Origin of the sequence: uncultured Desulfovibrio sp. (assembly GCF_944324525.1) — a bacterium.
Classification (GTDB): domain Bacteria; phylum Desulfobacterota; class Desulfovibrionia; order Desulfovibrionales; family Desulfovibrionaceae; genus Desulfovibrio.
The window spans coordinates 1-15,704 of the sequence record NZ_CALUWS010000013.1; the positions used below are offsets into that span (position 1 = coordinate 1).

11 protein-coding genes are annotated in these 15,704 nt (G+C 62.5%); 1 reads left to right on the forward strand and 10 read right to left on the reverse strand.

Going from position 1 to position 15,704, the window contains the following annotated elements:
* Nucleotides 1-325: 325 nt before the first annotated feature.
* The 8 genes from Q0K12_RS04955 to hsdR form a co-directional block, all read right to left on the reverse strand.
* Nucleotides 326-970: a flavodoxin gene (locus Q0K12_RS04955; RefSeq protein ID WP_297260661.1), complete on the reverse strand. Its 645-nt coding sequence runs from the start codon at nt 968-970 to the stop codon at nt 326-328.
* A 112-nt stretch (nt 971-1,082) separates the two neighbouring features.
* Nucleotides 1,083-1,589 (reverse strand): cupin domain-containing protein, encoded by a 507-nt coding sequence (locus tag Q0K12_RS04960; protein ID WP_297260662.1) that lies wholly within the window; start codon nt 1,587-1,589, stop codon nt 1,083-1,085.
* 401 nt (nt 1,590-1,990) lie between these two features.
* Nucleotides 1,991-3,223 (reverse strand): sensor domain-containing diguanylate cyclase, encoded by a 1,233-nt coding sequence (locus Q0K12_RS04965; RefSeq protein ID WP_297260663.1) that lies wholly within the window; start codon nt 3,221-3,223, stop codon nt 1,991-1,993.
* A 1,144-nt stretch (nt 3,224-4,367) separates the two neighbouring features.
* Nucleotides 4,368-4,922 (reverse strand): NAD(P)H-dependent oxidoreductase, encoded by a 555-nt coding sequence (locus tag Q0K12_RS04970; protein WP_297260664.1) that lies wholly within the window; start codon nt 4,920-4,922, stop codon nt 4,368-4,370.
* A gap of 442 nt (nt 4,923-5,364) precedes the next feature.
* A complete protein-coding gene (locus tag Q0K12_RS04975) occupies nt 5,365-6,015 on the reverse strand; it encodes a TetR/AcrR family transcriptional regulator (RefSeq protein WP_297260665.1) in 651 nt (216 codons plus the stop codon).
* 32 nt (nt 6,016-6,047) lie between these two features.
* Complete coding sequence (locus Q0K12_RS04980) at nt 6,048-7,412, reverse strand: restriction endonuclease subunit S (protein ID WP_297260666.1); 1,365 nt, start codon at nt 7,410-7,412, stop codon at nt 6,048-6,050.
* Nucleotides 7,409-8,827: an N-6 DNA methylase gene (locus Q0K12_RS04985; protein WP_297260667.1), complete on the reverse strand. Its 1,419-nt coding sequence runs from the start codon at nt 8,825-8,827 to the stop codon at nt 7,409-7,411. The genes Q0K12_RS04980 and Q0K12_RS04985 overlap by 4 nt, the downstream gene beginning before the upstream one ends.
* Nucleotides 8,824-12,084: a type I restriction-modification system endonuclease gene (hsdR, locus tag Q0K12_RS04990; RefSeq protein ID WP_297260668.1), complete on the reverse strand. Its 3,261-nt coding sequence runs from the start codon at nt 12,082-12,084 to the stop codon at nt 8,824-8,826. The genes Q0K12_RS04985 and hsdR overlap by 4 nt, the downstream gene beginning before the upstream one ends.
* Before the next feature lie 197 nt (nt 12,085-12,281).
* Here hsdR and Q0K12_RS04995 point away from each other — a divergent pair, with 197 nt between their 5' ends.
* Nucleotides 12,282-13,193 (forward strand): AraC family transcriptional regulator, encoded by a 912-nt coding sequence (locus Q0K12_RS04995; RefSeq protein ID WP_297260669.1) that lies wholly within the window; start codon nt 12,282-12,284, stop codon nt 13,191-13,193.
* Between the two features lie 391 nt (nt 13,194-13,584).
* Here Q0K12_RS04995 and Q0K12_RS05000 read toward each other — a convergent pair whose 3' ends face one another.
* Together Q0K12_RS05000 and Q0K12_RS05005 are read right to left on the reverse strand one after the other, a co-directional pair.
* Complete coding sequence (locus Q0K12_RS05000) at nt 13,585-14,085, reverse strand: cyclophilin-like fold protein (RefSeq protein WP_297260670.1); 501 nt, start codon at nt 14,083-14,085, stop codon at nt 13,585-13,587.
* 198 nt (nt 14,086-14,283) lie between these two features.
* Entirely contained in the window at nt 14,284-15,570 is a 1,287-nt protein-coding gene (locus tag Q0K12_RS05005) for an aldo/keto reductase (protein WP_297260671.1), read from the reverse strand.
* Nucleotides 15,571-15,704 lie beyond the last annotated feature (134 nt).

Here is a 15,704-nt window from a genome sequence, read left to right on the forward strand (position 1 = left end):
GCTGTCGATGTCCGTAAGGCTCCTTTGTCGCCTAACGGACACGGCCCTTTGGGCCGCCTTTCGGTCGCCGCCGGCGCTGGAGGGGTTCCCCTTCCCCCCAAGCCCCCCATCCCTTCCCCAGCGCGCTTTTGCCGCTCACTTTTGGCCGGGTGGCGCTATGTTGCCGCCTCGTTGCCAGCCTGTCTGCGAAAAAAACTGCCGCCGTCACGGAAAGTCCATGATGGCGGCAGGTATCCGCACGGGGGGACGCAGGGGGGAAGAAGGCGGCCGGCCATGCGTCCGTCCGGGCCGCGGGGGCATGCGACTGCGGCGGAAAAGCGGGGCCTCAGATGAGCCCCAGCTCCGACAGCCAGGCTTTCACGGACGGCTCCGCGCCGTCCACGCGCGAGCCGCGCACCTCAAATCCTTTCAAAAGGCGGGCCTGCGGGCAGAGACGCCGAAGATCCTGTTCGCTCTTGCCCAGGCGGCTGCCTTCATGCGTGCAGAAGGGGACGAGCGTCCTGCCGCCCACCGGATGGCTTTCCAGAAAGGTGAACACCGGCATGGGAAAGGTCCCCCACCAGTTGGGATAGCCGAGAAACAGGGTGTCGTAATCCGCCGGGTCCGGCTGCATGGGCGCGATGGCCGGACGGGCGTTGCGCCGCTGCTCCTGTTTGGCCATCTCCACCACGGCGTCGTAGTCCTGCGGATAGGGGGCGAGGGGCCGGATCTCCGCCAGGTCGCCGCCCGTCAGCCGCTGGATGCAGGACGCGAGCCGGCGGGTATGGCCGGAATGGGAAAAATAGACGATCAGCATATTTTTTCCTCCTGTAGTGGCCGCATGGGCCGTATGTCCCCGCAGCAGCGGAACAGTCGCAACGGCGACCGCGCCAAGGGCGGCGCTCCGCAGGAACTCCCGCCGCGAGCAACGGCCGTTGCGCTGTGGCGTGATGAGGTGGGCGAGCATGGTGGGGGGCGATTTTTGGGACATGATATCCTCCTTGTGCGGTAAAGCGGCGGCAGAGACGGCGTGAGGCGGCGACAAACGTGGGCGAGGCGCGGCCTGCGCGCCTGTGCCGCGTGTCGCGGGAGATCCTCGGCGGCTACTTGCTCTCCACGTTGCCCGCGTACTGCTCATCCGTCACCGGTTCCAGCCACTCGACGACCTTCCCCGGCTCCTTCTCCTCGCAGATGGAAATGTGCGTCATGGCGCTCCCGGGAGCGGCTCCGTGCCAGTGCTTGACGCCCACGGGGCAAATGATGACGTCCCCGGCGCGGACCTCCTGGATGGGCTTGCCCCATTCCTGCGTCCTGCCCACGCCGGAGATGACGATGAGCGCCTGTCCCACCGGATGGACATGCCAGTGCGAGCGGGCCCCGGGCTCAAAGGTCACGCTGCCGCCGCTGGAACGCATCTCATTATTGGCCGGATAGAGCGGGTCGATGCGGACGCTGCCGGTGAAGTACTTGGGCGAGCCCTTGACGGCGGCCTGTTCGCCGCAGCGGATGATGACCTGCTCTCTGGCGTTCTCCGCCGCGGCGGGCTGGCTCATGCTCATGGTGGCGGCGGCGGAAAGGGAAAGCAGGCTGGCGAGTACGGTCTTCTTCATCACATCTTCCTCCTGAAATTGTCCGTGGTGATGAAGAGAGCATACGCTTTGGCTGCGGGCAGGCCATTCACGATACTTGCAACTTTTTGCCTGATCCTCGCACGCGCCCGCCGGATCCGGCAAAGCGGCCAGTGTCGGGAAGCGGAAGGCATGTCAGGCGGTGGTGGCGGAACGGGAGAGGGCGCTTTGCCTTTTCAACGGCCAACCGTTTTCAAGGGGGAGGGCTGGTACGGACGGCGTGGCGCAAGGGCTTGCGTGCGGCGGCCGCCGGACGGGGCAGGGCGGGAAACGGGGACACGCCGGCGGGGCGACCTCTCCACCGCCGGCGCGCAAGGGAGAACAAGAGCGTGGGCGGTACGGCGGGAAAGAGCGCCGCTCGGGACAGGTTGCGGACTCCGGGCCTAATCGCCGCCAGCGGGCGCAAGGGCGTCGGTCTGCCCGAGGGTATGGAAGGTCCTCTTATCGGAATACATGGCCTTGTCCACCTTTTCCACGAAGAACTCACCCAGGGTCAGATGGCCCCGCTCTTCCGCGAGCATGTCGCTTTGCGGGGAAATGGCCCCAAAGCCAAAGGAGATATGGAGCTTGTTGCCGTTTATTTCATATTCCTCCTCAAGTCGCAGCTTGATGTGCTCAAGCTTCTCCGGGAGGAGCCATTCCTTGTTTGGCGTGCAGTAAAAGACGGCGACGAATTCGTCTCCGCCAAAGCGCGAGGCGAAATCATGGGACGAGAGGCCGTCCGAAAGTCTGCGTGCGAACTCGACAAGCACCTTGTCCCCGATGATGTGGCCGTAGTCGTCGTTTATCTTCTTGAAATCGTTCAGGTCGAATACGCACAGGAAAAGGCGCGGATCGCCGCTCGCATAGATATGCTTGAGATGCCGTTCAATGGCTGGCTCGAGCAGCTCCCAGAAGGAGCTTTTATTGTAGAGATTGGTGAGGGAGTCCGTCCTTGCCTGTCGGGATATTTCCCTGTTCTTGTTGAGAAGCACGGCAAACTGCGTCACCACAAGGGAAAAGAGAAGGCAAAGGGAGAACGCGGTGGCGGCATACAGCATGACTTTCCGGGAATCGATCCAGCCGTGCACGGGGCTGATGTCGAGGTACCAGGTCACGTTTTGCAGTGTAATGGCTTTTTGCCGGACAGCTGCGCCGTCCAGCGGCGTGCCGGAGGCCAGCAGGACGGATCGCTCGCCGCTGGCGGGGTCCTTGCGCCAGAGCGCCCAGGAAAAGCCGGCGGCGGCCAGGATGCCGAAATCGACCCGTGTGGTGAGGATCTGGGGAAAACGATAGGTGACGATGCAAAAGCCCCAGAAGGTCTTTTCCCGCTCCCCGGGGCTGCGCGGCAGGAAGATGGGCTGCCGGAAGGCGAGTCCCGTGCCGCCCTGCGGCAGGTCGAACGGGCCTGAAAGGGTCATTTTCCTCGATTCCTTGGCAAGGATGGCTTCCTGTTTCCTGTCCTCCGCCCGCAGGAGATTGTGTCCGAGGGCCTGACTGTTGGTCACATAGGGAAAAACATTGCTGACGATGCCGTCTTTCGCAAGATTGATGTTTATGATCTCCGCATTCGCCTTGATGATACCCTCCGCGAGCTGCTCGAATTTGTCCGTCTTGCCGTCCTGCAGGACAAGCATGGTGTAAATGGGGCTGAGGTTTTGCGCCAGAGACTGGAAAAGCAGAGAGATCTTTTGCGAAATGTTGTGACTGTAAAACTGTGACGCCTGCTGCAGATCGCGTTTTTCATGCTGAACGGCATAAATGATCCATGCCGCCGCGACAAGGAGAGAGAGAGAGAGAGCGTGAACGACGCGCAAAATATGGTATATATGTTCAGCTTTTTCGTGTTGTGCGCTAAATGATCATGTTCCATATGCATTCTCGAATGGACGACAAAAGGGAGCAGACTTCCGCAGCGGCACAAACGCCGTGACAGGCAACGGAAAGGATCTTCCGAAAAGGGACAGCAGGCGGGAGACAGACCCGAAAGCGATGAGAACGTCTGCGGGGCAGTAGGCAGTGGGGAAAGGAAGCTGAGCGGGGTGACACATGACGGCTTCCTGCGGAGGGCTGGCGTCCCTCCCTGCCGCCGCGGCAGGGCAGGCGACGCCCCCTTCCCTTCATGCTGGGGAACGATCAGTGGTAACGCAGCGTTTTCACAAGGACTGGCATAGGTATTTTCCCTGGGCAAGAAGAACGTATGCGCAGGCTATATGCAAAAAATACGAACTCATACGACTAATTTGCGTAATCCACGAAAATATTTCCGTCAAGGGATTTGTGCGGGCGCGGGCATATTTTTTGCGTTGCCGCTGCGTCGAAGCGTTCCCGGCAGCGGGAGGGCGTATGTTCCCTCCGCGTCATCGCGCATGCGGCCGGCGGAGGCAGGCGCGTTGCCGTGCGCGCAACGGCAAGACGAAAGGGGCCGCCGGGCGGCGGACAAGGAGGAAGGGCGCTCCGCCGTCTGCCGTGGATCGCCGGAGCGGCAGGGGTAGGCGGGGGCACGGCGCTCCCGGGGCGGCAGGCGGCGGGATCGCCATAAAGCAGGACGCCCCGCGTCCGTGCCGCGTATCAGCGGTCGGAACGGCGGGGCGGGCGTAGCAAGAGCGCTTTCCGGATGCAACGCTTGGCGCTTCACGCCAGGCGGTCTATCGTTTCGCGCGGAACGCGCTCTTCCGCTTGGTTCTGGACGGGCGGCCTCGTGTCGTCGCTCTGCATGTTGCCTTTTTCAACGGCAACACGCTTGAACCGTCCACGGCGCGGTGGGCTGGCGTGTGTCGTTCACAGGGAAGCGCCGAGCGTGCGGGCTTCCCGCAGGGCGGGATGCCCGGCCACCGCGCCCGCCTCAAAGACGCCCCCGGCCAGCACTTGTCCGCGGTCCCGCCAGTGGAGGAAGCCGAGCAGGGCGTGGTAATAGTCCAGCACAGGTTTCCAGTTTTCCGGGCTGTTGCCTTCCGCCGCCATGAGGAGCGCGCAATCCTTGCGCGGATTGGCATAGCCGGGCCGGCATTCGGCCACGGCAAACAGGCGGTCAAAGGCGGTCTTGAGCTGGCCGGAGAAGCCCCAGTAGTACATGGGCGAGGCCAGCACGACCACGTCCGCCGCCGTATAGGCCGGATAGATGGCCGCCATGTCGTCCCATTGCACGCAGGGATGCGCGGCATCCTTGCCGCCCTTCACGCAGCCGAGACAGCCGCGTATGTCCATCCGTTGCAGGTCGAAGCGGGTGACCGTGTGTCCGGCCTCGGCAGCGCCTTCTGCGAAGGCGTCACAGAGCAGAGCCGTATTGCCGTGGAGTCGGGGACTGCCGTTCAGGATGACGATGTGCTTGCTCATGATCTTTTCTCCTTGAGAGCATTTTTACCTGCGGTCTGTCGTTTTGCGGAAAAAACGCGGCTTTTCGTTCACGTTGGGCCGGGTGACGCTGTGCCGCCTCGCCTTTTGCCTTTTTCACAGGCAAACGCTTCATGCGCGGACAAAGGCGGCGCGGCCGCGAGCGAGAACGTCGCCGGCGCGAGGGGGGATCCCTGCCGTACCGCGTATGACATTTTTTTAATGACTACTAAAAAAATGTCAATGGCCAAAGAAGGGCGGATACAGGGCACGCGTGCCCGGCGCGGGCGTGAGCGCATGCTCAGTTTGAAAGGCGTGGCCACAGGGCTTGGCGTTTCGGGGAAAAAACGCGGTTTTCCCGCCTGGTTTTGGCCTGACGGAGCTATGCCGCCGCGCACATGTCGCCTTTGTCAACGGCAACATGCGGGAATGGTCATCAGGGGCGTTAGCGGCCGGAAGCGGGGCGGGGCGGGGGGAGCAGGCGGACGGCAAGGCCCGCAATGGCGGAAAGTTCAGACAGGGACAGACCGTCCCGTGCCTGCAGGGAGAGGCCCTCAAGCAGGGTGTTCAGCGCGCCGGCCAGCGGCCCGACGGGCGTATCCGGGGGGAGCTGCCCCTCCCGGACGGCCCGGCGCAGGCGGTCGGCAAACAGCGTCTCGGTAGCCTGCCGCAGCTCGCGCACGGCGGCGATGATCTCCGTCTCGTCGTCAGCGATGTTGACGGCGGCCAGCACCACCATGCAGCCGCAGGGCGTGTGCGGGGAAAGCAGGATGCGGGCCGCGTCCCGAAAGAAATGCGCCACGGCCGTATGCACGTCGGGCTCTTCCTGAAAGCGGCGGGACGGGGCGTCCCAGTAGGTATGCTCATAATGGCGGAGCGCCTCAAGGAAGAGGGCGGCCTTGTTGCCGAACGTGGCATACAGGCTGGGGGGATTGATGCGCATGGCCGCGCACAGCTCCGCCACGGAAGCGGGCGCGTAGCCCCGCCGCCAGAAGACTTCCAGCGCGCTGTGCAGGGCCTGCGCCCGGTCAAAGGCGCGAGGGCGGCCCTTGCCGCGGCTGGGGGAGGACTGGGGGGCGCGAGACTGAGCGGACATGACGTTCCTGAAGGTAGGGGAAGGGCGACGGCTCAGGGACGGGACGGACAGTCCGCCCGGCCCAGCTCGCCCCGGAAGGCGCGGGCAAGGATGGCCTTTTTCATGCGCTCGATGTGCGCCACGACGGCATCGGCGGCCTCCCTGAGGCGCTGCTCCCTGCCGAGGAGATCGTCGAGGATGCGGACGATTTCCCGCTGTTCGGGAAGCGTGGGGAGAGGAATGGTTAGGCCTAATAATTTTTTTTGAGAAATATTCCTCATTCCATCCTGATTTCCTGATGCGGCATTTTCAATTTGTCTTCTATATTGTTCTGACATAGAAAAAAACAGAAGGTAGTTTTTTAGTGTGCATCTATCAATAGAAAATCTAAGAATTTTATCTGATAACATCAATTTTTTTGTAATGTTTTCGACGATGACACAATTTCCAACCAGCTGGATAGTATTTGCCCGGCTAAATAAAAAGTCTCCTCTTTTTATCTGAATATTTTCATTATATAATGATGCGTCTGGACACGTTTTGCTCTCCATTTCATTAAAAAAACCCCACGTTACAGCACTGACCTTGATAATGCCTACTTCATTTTCGTGTGGAGGCCTTTCCTCACACCGTATATTTTTCCCAGCCTCAATGTTCGTAATAATGTGGGCAAAGTCTTTTTCTTCCCAACTCTCCTTGCTTATCCCCTGTTCCTCCCGCCATTTGGCCGTCAGTTCTCCCGTGAACGCCTTGTGCAGGATGGCAGCCCTGCGGAGGGCCACACTGTCCCGCACTGCTTCCGCCTTTTGCCGGGCCTCGTCCAGCCGGGCAAAGAGGGATTCGATATGTCCGACGATGCGTTCTTGCTCCTCTCGCGGAGGGAGGGGGATGGGGTAGCGCCGTACATGCTTGGGCTGTGCTCGCATTAGTGAGCCACCAACACCTGAGACATTGGAAAGCATGTATTCTCTAAAGTATGCTGATTGCATACATAGCATTATATATTTTGATGAAATATCTTTGTTTCGGAAAACTATCCATTCCGAAGACGCAGCAAGACGATTAGCTGTGTATCCGACAACACGCCAAACACGATTTATACGTGGATTTATTTTACATAATAAGACATCACCTAGCTCGACAGATTGCTTTGAAGAACCGATTTCCTTACCTGAAAGAATTTCCGGATAACCGGTGATACAGCTGGGAACGCTGTAAAGTTCAAAGATATCTTCTTGAAAAAGTGCTGGATTGATGGTTTCGCCCGCATAATGATTGCAATCTCCCAACCGCACCCATTTCCAGCCCTCGGGCAGAGGGTAGGGCTGTTCCTGCACGGGGATCTCCGGCAGGGGGGCGCTTTCCGGCAGCAGAGAGGCGCGGGACGCGGCGGCATTCTTGCGGGGGCGGGCCATCATTCCGCCTCCTTGCCGGTCAGGCGTTGCAGCTCACGCACTACGCCCTGCATCAGGTCCATCGCCTCGTCGAGCAGGGCAAGGCATTCCTCGCCGCTCTCGACGGGGTCGGGCAGCTCGGTGGCGTCCACCAGCGCGGCGTCCCGGATCAGACCGAGGTCCAGACTGTCCCCCCGCGCCGCGATGGCCTCCCGGCTGAAGGCGCTCCAGCGTTCATCCCGCACGGCGTGGCGGTCCGGCGCGGCATAGGCCGCCTCAAAGGCGGCGAAGTGCTCCGGCCGGAGCGGGTTGGTCTTGCCGAACGAGGGCATATTGGTGCGCAGGTCATAAAACCAGACCTCGGCGGTATTGCCCCTGTCGCTCTGGCCGCGCGCAAAAAACAGCACATTGGTCTTGACGCCCTGGGCATAAAAGATGCCCGTGGGCAGGCGCAGGATGGTGTGCAGGTCGCATTTGTCCATGAGGTCCGCCCGGATGCGCGCGCCGTCGCCGTCGGCAAAGAGCACATTGTCCGGCAGCACCACGGCGGCCCGACCGCCGCGCCTGAGGCTGCGGTAGATATGTTGCAGGAAATTCAGCTGCTTGTTGCCGGTGGGAAAGGAAAAGTCGTCCCGGCTGGCCCGCTCGCCGCCCTTCTTGGTGCCGAAAGGCGGATTGGTCAGCACGAGGTCGTAGTCCTTGAGGTCCTTGCCCGCCGTGGACAGGGTGTCGGCAAGGCGTATCTCCCCTTGCAGGCCGTGCAGCATGGCATTCATGAGGGCAAGGCGGTGGGTGTCGTGCACCAGTTCGCAGCCGGTGAAGGCCTGCGTTTTCTGGAAAACGGCCTGCTCCTCGTCCAGATCGAAATAGTCGTCGGTACGCGCCTTGAGGTATCTGTCCGCGGCGATCATGAAACCGAAGGTGCCGCAGGCCGGGTCATTGCAGCGCTCCCCGACTCGCGGCTCCATAAGGCGCACCATCACGTCGATGAGCACGCGCGGGGTGAAATACTGGCCCGCGCCGGACTTCTTTTCATTGGCGTTCTTTTCCAGCAGGCCTTCATAAAGGTTGCCGAGGCCTTCCTCCTGCGCGGAATACCAGTCCAGCGCATCGATGCTGGTGATGATCTTTTCCAGATTCTTCGGCTCGTCGATGTTGGACACCGCGCCCTGATAGATCTCCCGCACGCGGCCCGTGCCGGTCTCGCCCAGCTCGGCAAGCGCCCGCTTGTACACATGCTTGAGCTCGACGCCGCTGCAGGCGGTCAGCGCATCCCAGCGGCAGGCGGCGGGGATGTCGTCTTCCCTGCCGGTCTCCTTGGCCATTTTCAGGAAGAGGAGATAGGTCAGCTCGGTAACGTACTGGTGGTAGGTAATGCCGTCATCCCGCAAAACATTGCAGAGGGTCCAGAGTTTGGCGACGATCTCCTGAGTGGTCATGCGGCAAGGCCTCCATCATCGTACAGATAGGCATTCAACTCGTTCACAAGGTTTTCCAGCTCATTGCGGAACAGCTTGTTCAGCGCCGCAAAGCCGCCCCTGTCGCGAAAGACGACGCTCTCGTCAAAGGTGCGCACGGACAGCACGGACTCGTTGAGCAGATATTTTTCCATGCGGTCGATCCATTTTTTTTCGGCGGCGGAAAATTCGTGGGCCTGCTTCAGCCGGGCCACGGCGCGGCGGACGCGCTCCTCGTGGCCGAGCAGCTCCGCATTGACGCCGTAACAGCGCACAAGGCCGATGATGTCCGCCGCAATGTCCGTATTGCTCATGCGGGACAGGGCGGAATTGAGCTGCCGGACGGTGAAGCCCTCCCGCCCCAGGGTCAGGCGCAGGCTCTTAAGGCTCTCGCGCGTGAGGTCGGCCGGGCGCGTGCAGATGAGGTTCATGGCCGCGATCTCGTCGCGGTGCTCCCGCACGAAACGGGCAAAGGATTCCAGATAGTCGGCGGGGCGCAGATGATCCTTGCCGTAGCCCTGCGTATGGCTGGTGAGCGCGTCCGGCGTATCGGAAAGGACGATGGGGCGGCTGCCCGTCCCGTCCGACGCCCGCAGAAGGGCCAGCGCATCCCGCCGGGCCAGCAGAAGGTCTCTGGCCTCCAGGGGCTGCGCCGTCCGCACGCGCCGGATGAGGGACTCCGGCGTGTCGCCGCAGAGGTCGGCAAACTGCTGCCGGGCCTCCTCCGGCAGGCGGCGCCTGCGGCGTTGCAGCAGGCCGAGGATCTGGCTGACCTGGCTCTGGATGTGTTCCGGCTCGTCCATGACCTCCAGCCCGTCCAGCAGCAGATCAAGGCTCGCCGAGGGATTGCTGACCACCGGCCGCATGCTGGTGAGCGGCTCAAGGGCGCTGAACTGGCCTACGGCGTCGTAGACCTCGAAATGCGTTTTGCCGATGGCCGGGCACAGGCGGGTGGCGCGGCCGAGCATCTGCTCGAAGAGGATGCGCGACTTGACCCGCCGCAGGAAGACGAGGCGGGTGATCTCCGGCACGTCGATGCCGGTAGTGAGCAGGTCCACCGTGACGGCGATGCTGGGAAAGCTCTCGTTCCTGAAACGGCGGATGGCCGCATCGATGTTCTTGCGGTTGCCGATGCTGCCGGTGATCTTCATGACGGCATCCGTATCCACCAGCTCCTCGGCATAGATCTCCTTGAGGATGCGGACGATCATGTCCGCGTGACGGTCGTTGACGGCGTAAATGAGCGTCTTGCCGGAGGAGGCGTCCTCCGGGTCGATGCCCTTGGCGATCTCTTGCAGGATCTCCCGGTTGAAATGCTCGTTGATGACGGTGCGGTTGAACTCGTCCACCTCGAAGTCGAGTTCATCGTCCAGAAGGGCGGCGTTGGTGATCTCGCCGGTGGCGGGGTCGAAGAGGGCCACGGTATCGCCGGGCTTGTAGTGTATGCCCTGCTCGCTGAGGCGCGTGCTCAGCTGGTGCGGGGCGTCGTAATCCGCCAGAAAGCCGTCGATGACCGCCTCACGGTACGAGTAGGTGAACACGGGCGGCCCGAAAATCTGCGTGGTCTGGAGCGCTGGCGTGGCCGTCAGGCCGATCTTGACCGCCTGGAAATAGTCGATGACCTCGCGGTATTTGCTCTGGTAGTCGCGCTGGTCGCGGTAGAGCTGCTCGCCGTCGGTCATTTCCCGGTCGAGGATGTAGCCCCGGTGGGCCTCATCGACGATGACAAGGTCGTAGTCGCTGACCGAGGGCATGCTGTCGCTGCCTTCGCCGTAGAGGATGCGCCTGACCATGCTCTGCACGGTGGCCACATGCACGCGGGTCTCCGTATCTATGCCCGTGTCCGTCAGGCCGCATACGGAATAGATGCCGCTCAGCGGCTGGAGTTCCTCCAGCTTCACGTCCTTGAAGACGTCCAGCGCCTGCGTGCCCAGCGCGGTACGGTCCACAAGAAAAAGGATGCGCCGGAAACGTCCGCTCTTCAAAAAGCGGTACATCAGGCCCAGCACCGTCCGGGTCTTGCCCGTGCCCGTCGCCATGGCCAGCAGCAGCGCCTGCGCGCCCTCCATCACGGCCCGTTCGGCCGCCGCAATGGCGCGAAGCTGGTATTCACGCAGATTGAGGCCGTCTTTGTCGGTCAGGAAATCGGCGGGCAGGGCGGCAAGACGCTGGTTGCCCCGCTCGTCGTCCCGCGTGAGCAGCGCCTCCAGCCCGGCGGGGCTCATCCAGCCGTGCAGGGCACGCGGCACGCCGGCGGCCTGCCGCACGTCCTGAAACCAGATGCCGGACGTTTCCGCATACTGCCGGATATAGGGCCTGCCGTTGGCGGCAAAGAGGAAGGGAACGCGGAAACCCCGCCATTCCCCGATGACATGGGCCGCGTGTTCCGCGCGGATATGGCGGGCGTAGTCCTTGCACTGGTGGTCGAGCACGGCGGGGATGTCCTTGTGGCGGGCTTTGGCCTCGATGATCCCCACAAGGCGCGTCCCCACAAAGAGGGCGTAATCGGCATAGCCCCTGCCGCCCGCCTCGGCATCCGTGGGCCATTCGGCTATGGCCAGATTGCGCCCGGCCTGCGGCCGCGCGCCGAGCGCGTAGCGCAGGCTCTCGGAATCGGCCTCCCAGCCCACCTTTCTGAGCTGCTCGTCGATGAGATAGCGCGTTTCGGCCTCGGATATGCGGCGAGCGCCCGCGGCAGCGGCGGCACGTCGGCGGCGCACGTCTTCCGGCTCGGCGGCGTTGCGCGCGGCATGGGCGACGGCCTGTTCCGCCAGTTCCGCATCCTGCCCGGCTTTGCCGCCGTCTTCCTGCCGGGCGTCGTCCGTCGCGGCGGGCGCTACAAAAGCTTCCGGCCGGGAGGTCTCGTCGCCGTAGGTCTGGGAGAACCAGCCGCACAGGCTGTGCGCGATCTGCAGGAGGACGCGCGTCTTTTCCGGGGAAAAGGGGCCGCCCTCATGCGCCGCCCTGTTGCGCTCCTTGCGCAGCAGATGAAAGGCCGCGGCCACGTCGGAGGGCAGCACGTCCCGTTGCTGCAAAATAGCGATGCGCGTCGCCGCGTCGCAGCGTTCGGGCAAGGGAATATGATCCTGCGCGCACATGACCCGGATCATGCCCTCACACAGCAGGCCCGTCTTCATCAGGCAGGATTGCGGGTCCGAATGCAGATAGCGTTCGGCCAGCATGCCGAGCTCGGCCAGCTCGGGAAAGCGTGCCCGCAAAAAGGCGAAATTGGATGCCATATCCTCTCCCTCGGAAAAAAGCTCTGCCGGGCAGGCGCGAACGCGCGGCGCAGCTTCCCGCCCGCCGTGCGGCATGACCGCGCAAAAACCGATGCTGTCAGTCTATATCGTTTCCGGCAAAAAGGCAAAGCGGGCCGCCTCCCCCGACGTTGCGGCGCGGCGCGGAAAGGCATACGCTGGACGACGGGAGGCATGCCATGACTGATGACGGACAGGCGCTCATCAACGAGCTCAACGAACGGCTGAAAGAGATCCTGCTACGGCATGTGCCGCGTCCCGCGGTGCTGCCCGGGCCTGTTGACGGGGTGTTCCTCGTCCGGCGGGAAGCCGTCAACTGTTCGGAAAGCTGCTTCACGCGGCCGCTGGCCTCGCTGATCGTGCAGGGCGGCAAGAAAGCCGTGCTCGGGTCGCGGGAATACACGATCCACGCCAATCAGTGTCTGCTTGCCGCGGTGGACATGCCGAGCCTCTCCCATGCCGTGGACCCCACGCCGGAACGGCCCTTCCTTTCCCTCTTCTTTTATCTGGACAGGCAGATGCTCGGGGAGCTCATCATGGCGATGACGCCGGAAGAGCGCGCGGCGGGCGTGGACGACAGCGGGGTGGCCGTGGCCGATGCCGACCCGGATCTCATGGAAAGCGTGCTGCGGCTCGCCGAACTGCTGGACAAGCCCCGGCAGATCGCCGTGCGGGCCCCGCTCATCCTGCGCGAGCTGCACTACCTGCTGCTGGCCGGGCCGCAGGGCGGCATTTTGCGGGGACTGTACGCGCATGGCGCGCAGAACGGCCAGATCCTGCAGGCCATCGCCCTCATGCGGCGGAACATGACGAGGCCCCTGCGCATGGACGCGCTGGCACGGCAGGTCTGCATGTCCGTCTCAAGCCTGCACCGGCATTTCAAGAGCATCACCGGCCTGAGCCCCCTGCAATATCACAAGCAGCTCCGCCTTTACGAGGCGCAGCGCCTGATGCTGGTGGAAAACGAACGCGCGGCCAGCGCGGCCCTCTCGGTGGGTTACGAAAGCGTGACCCAGTTCACCCGCGAATACAAGCGCATGTTTGGCGAGCCGCCGCACCGGGACATCAGCAGACGGCGCTGTCCGGCGTAGGGGGTATTGACGCTATTCGCTGCCTGTTTGGGGGGAAGGGGAACCCCATCCCTTCCCCAGCGCGCTTTTACCGAGAGAAGCGTCGGAGATATGCGGCGCCCCGCCCCAAAGGCAAGCGGGGTGGCATCTTATCCATGAGAGCATTTTCTCTCTGATACGCTTGGCGTTTACAGCCATACGGCCTGTCGCTTCGCGGAAAAACGTGCTTTTTCCCCCTGGTTTGGGCCGGGCGGCGCTGTGCCGCCTTGCGTGCTGTCTTTCTTAAAGACAACATGTTAAAATAATTTGTAAAATTGTGAAAGTGCGTCCTGGAGAGGCTTCTCCCGCCAACATGCGCTCAGAAAAAAGGCGGACCTGCGGACAGGTTCGCCTTTTGCTACGTTTGCGGCCTTTACTGGCCTTCTCCCTGCCGGGGGATCGGCTCCATCTGGACGGGGACATCGTCAGGGATGCCCGCAAGGTGCTGCATCCCGCTGATTATCCGACCCAGCGGCACAAGCCCTTCGGAGTGCCGGAAGTCCCGGTAAAAAATGGCCAGATTGCCCCACGGGGCATAATAGGCGAACGTGCCGGCCGCCGGGTCGCAACTGGACGGGGAGCCTTTCGTTTGCAGCTTTTTCGGCAGATAGCCTATCTTTTCCGTCTTGTTGTAGTCCTCCAGCGTCAGCCGCAGGGGCAGCATGGCGTAAAAATCCCGGCTGGCGGGATGATCGTCCAGCTGGACGATGGCCTCCCCGCCGTCGAAGCTCAGACGCACGCGCAGACTCTCGCCGTCCTGATGCGCTGCGGCGGGCGAGGCGGAGAGCCGTTCGTTCGGCGTGCCCGCCGTGGCCACGGCGGCAAGGCTGAGAAGGAGCAGGGCGGTAGGAAGGATGTGCTTCAGGGTGTTCATGGCGTTTTCCGGGGTTGTGGTTGGGGATGAGGGCCGGTCTGTCCTCAGAGCGTTTCACCTTTGAAAAAAGGTGAAACACGAGGCAGCGGCACAGCGCAGCCCGGCCAAAAGTGAGCGGAAAAACCGCGTTTTTTCCGCGAAACGCCAGGCCGTATGGTTTGAAAGGCCAAGCGTTTCAAACGGAAAATACTCTCAGGTTCAGAGGCGCAGCTCGCGCCGCACACGCTTCAGCTCCGCGGGGATGTCGATCCCCTGCGGGCACTTGGGCAGGCACTGCCCGCACTGGTCGCAGGCCTGCGGCCCATCGCCGCGCTGGATGGGCGACATGGAATAGCGTATCAGGCGATGGGCGCGGGCCATGTCGCCATCGGCCTTGTACTGGTTGAAGACCATGTTGAACAGGTAGCCTATGGCCACATTGCGGGGACAGGGGATACAGTTGTAGCAGCCGGTGCAGGGGATGGCTCCGTCAAAGGAACGGTACCGCCGCGCGGCGCGTCCGATGACGGCCACCTCTTCCGCGCTCAGCATGCCCGGCGCGGAACGGGACGCATAGGCCAGATTATCCATCACGTTCTGCATGCTGCCCATGCCGCTGAGCACCACGCTCACTTCAGGCATGTTCCACAGATAATCCAGCGCCCATTCCACCGGGGAACGCTTGCGCTCCGCCGCGTCGAAGATTTGCTGGACTTCCGGCGGCGGCGTGACGAGGAAGCCGTTACGCAGAGGCTCCATGATGGAAACGCCCATGCCGTGCGCGGCGGCGTACTTGAGGCTGACGAGCCCCGCCTCGTGTTCCGTGTCCAGATAGTTCTGCTGGATGAGGCAGAAATCCCAGTCCGCATTGGCGTCCACGATCTTTTTGAACAGGGTGACGTTGTCGTGGAAGGAAAAGCCGGAAAAGCGTATCTTGCCCTGCGCCTTGAGACGTTCCATCTTCTCGATGAGCCGGAACGGGACGACCTTTTCTTTCCATCCCCGGTGCATGATCATATGGATGTGATAAAAGTCGATGACGTCCGTTTGCAGGCGGCGGCGCGATTCATCGAAAAAACGTTCAAAGTCTTCCGGGCGTTCCATGATCCACCAGGGCGACTTGGAAGTAAGATAGACCCTGTCCCGATAGCCTCCGGCCAGCGCCTTGCCGGTGACGGTCTCGCTCTGCCCGTCAAGATAGACGTAGCCGGTATCCACATAGTTCAGGCCCTGATCGACGGCATGGCGCACCATGCGGATGACCTGCGCTTCGTCCACGGTCTTGCCGTCGGCAAGCATGGGCAGGCGCAGCATGCCGAAGCCCAGTGCCGAGACGCTGACGCCGGTCAGTCCGTGCGGACGGTAGCGCATGCCGGGCTGATGATTGCGGATATCCGCCGGTTGCTGGGCCGCCGCCCAAACAGCCGAGAGCGGGGCTGACGCGCCGATCACGCCCCCGCCTGCCGCCAGAGTCGCCGTCCCCTTGAGGAATGTGCGTCGATCCATGTGTCGCCTCCGTATGAGCGCATTTTGCGTTTGAAACGCTCTGTGTTTCAAAGCTACGGCCTGGCGTTTCGCGGAAAAAAACGCGGTTTTTCCGCTTACTTTTGGCCGGGCGGCACTGTACCGCCTCGTGTTTT

Coding starts and splice junctions, on each gene's coding strand:
- Q0K12_RS04955 (WP_297260661.1), bottom strand. CDS start 970: ATGTCCCAAAAATCGCCCCCCACCATGCTCGCCCACCTCATCACGCCA.
- Q0K12_RS04960 (WP_297260662.1), bottom strand. CDS start 1,589: ATGAAGAAGACCGTACTCGCCAGCCTGCTTTCCCTTTCCGCCGCCGCC.
- Q0K12_RS04965 (WP_297260663.1), bottom strand. CDS start 3,223: ATGCTTGTCCTGCAGGACGGCAAGACGGACAAATTCGAGCAGCTCGCG.
- Q0K12_RS04970 (WP_297260664.1), bottom strand. CDS start 4,922: ATGAGCAAGCACATCGTCATCCTGAACGGCAGTCCCCGACTCCACGGC.
- Q0K12_RS04975 (WP_297260665.1), bottom strand. CDS start 6,015: ATGTCCGCTCAGTCTCGCGCCCCCCAGTCCTCCCCCAGCCGCGGCAAG.
- Q0K12_RS04980 (WP_297260666.1), bottom strand. CDS start 7,412: ATGATGGCCCGCCCCCGCAAGAATGCCGCCGCGTCCCGCGCCTCTCTG.
- Q0K12_RS04985 (WP_297260667.1), bottom strand. CDS start 8,827: ATGACCACTCAGGAGATCGTCGCCAAACTCTGGACCCTCTGCAATGTT.
- hsdR (WP_297260668.1), bottom strand. CDS start 12,084: ATGGCATCCAATTTCGCCTTTTTGCGGGCACGCTTTCCCGAGCTGGCC.
- Q0K12_RS04995 (WP_297260669.1), top strand. CDS start 12,282: ATGACTGATGACGGACAGGCGCTCATCAACGAGCTCAACGAACGGCTG.
- Q0K12_RS05000 (WP_297260670.1), bottom strand. CDS start 14,085: ATGAACACCCTGAAGCACATCCTTCCTACCGCCCTGCTCCTTCTCAGC.
- Q0K12_RS05005 (WP_297260671.1), bottom strand. CDS start 15,570: ATGGATCGACGCACATTCCTCAAGGGGACGGCGACTCTGGCGGCAGGC.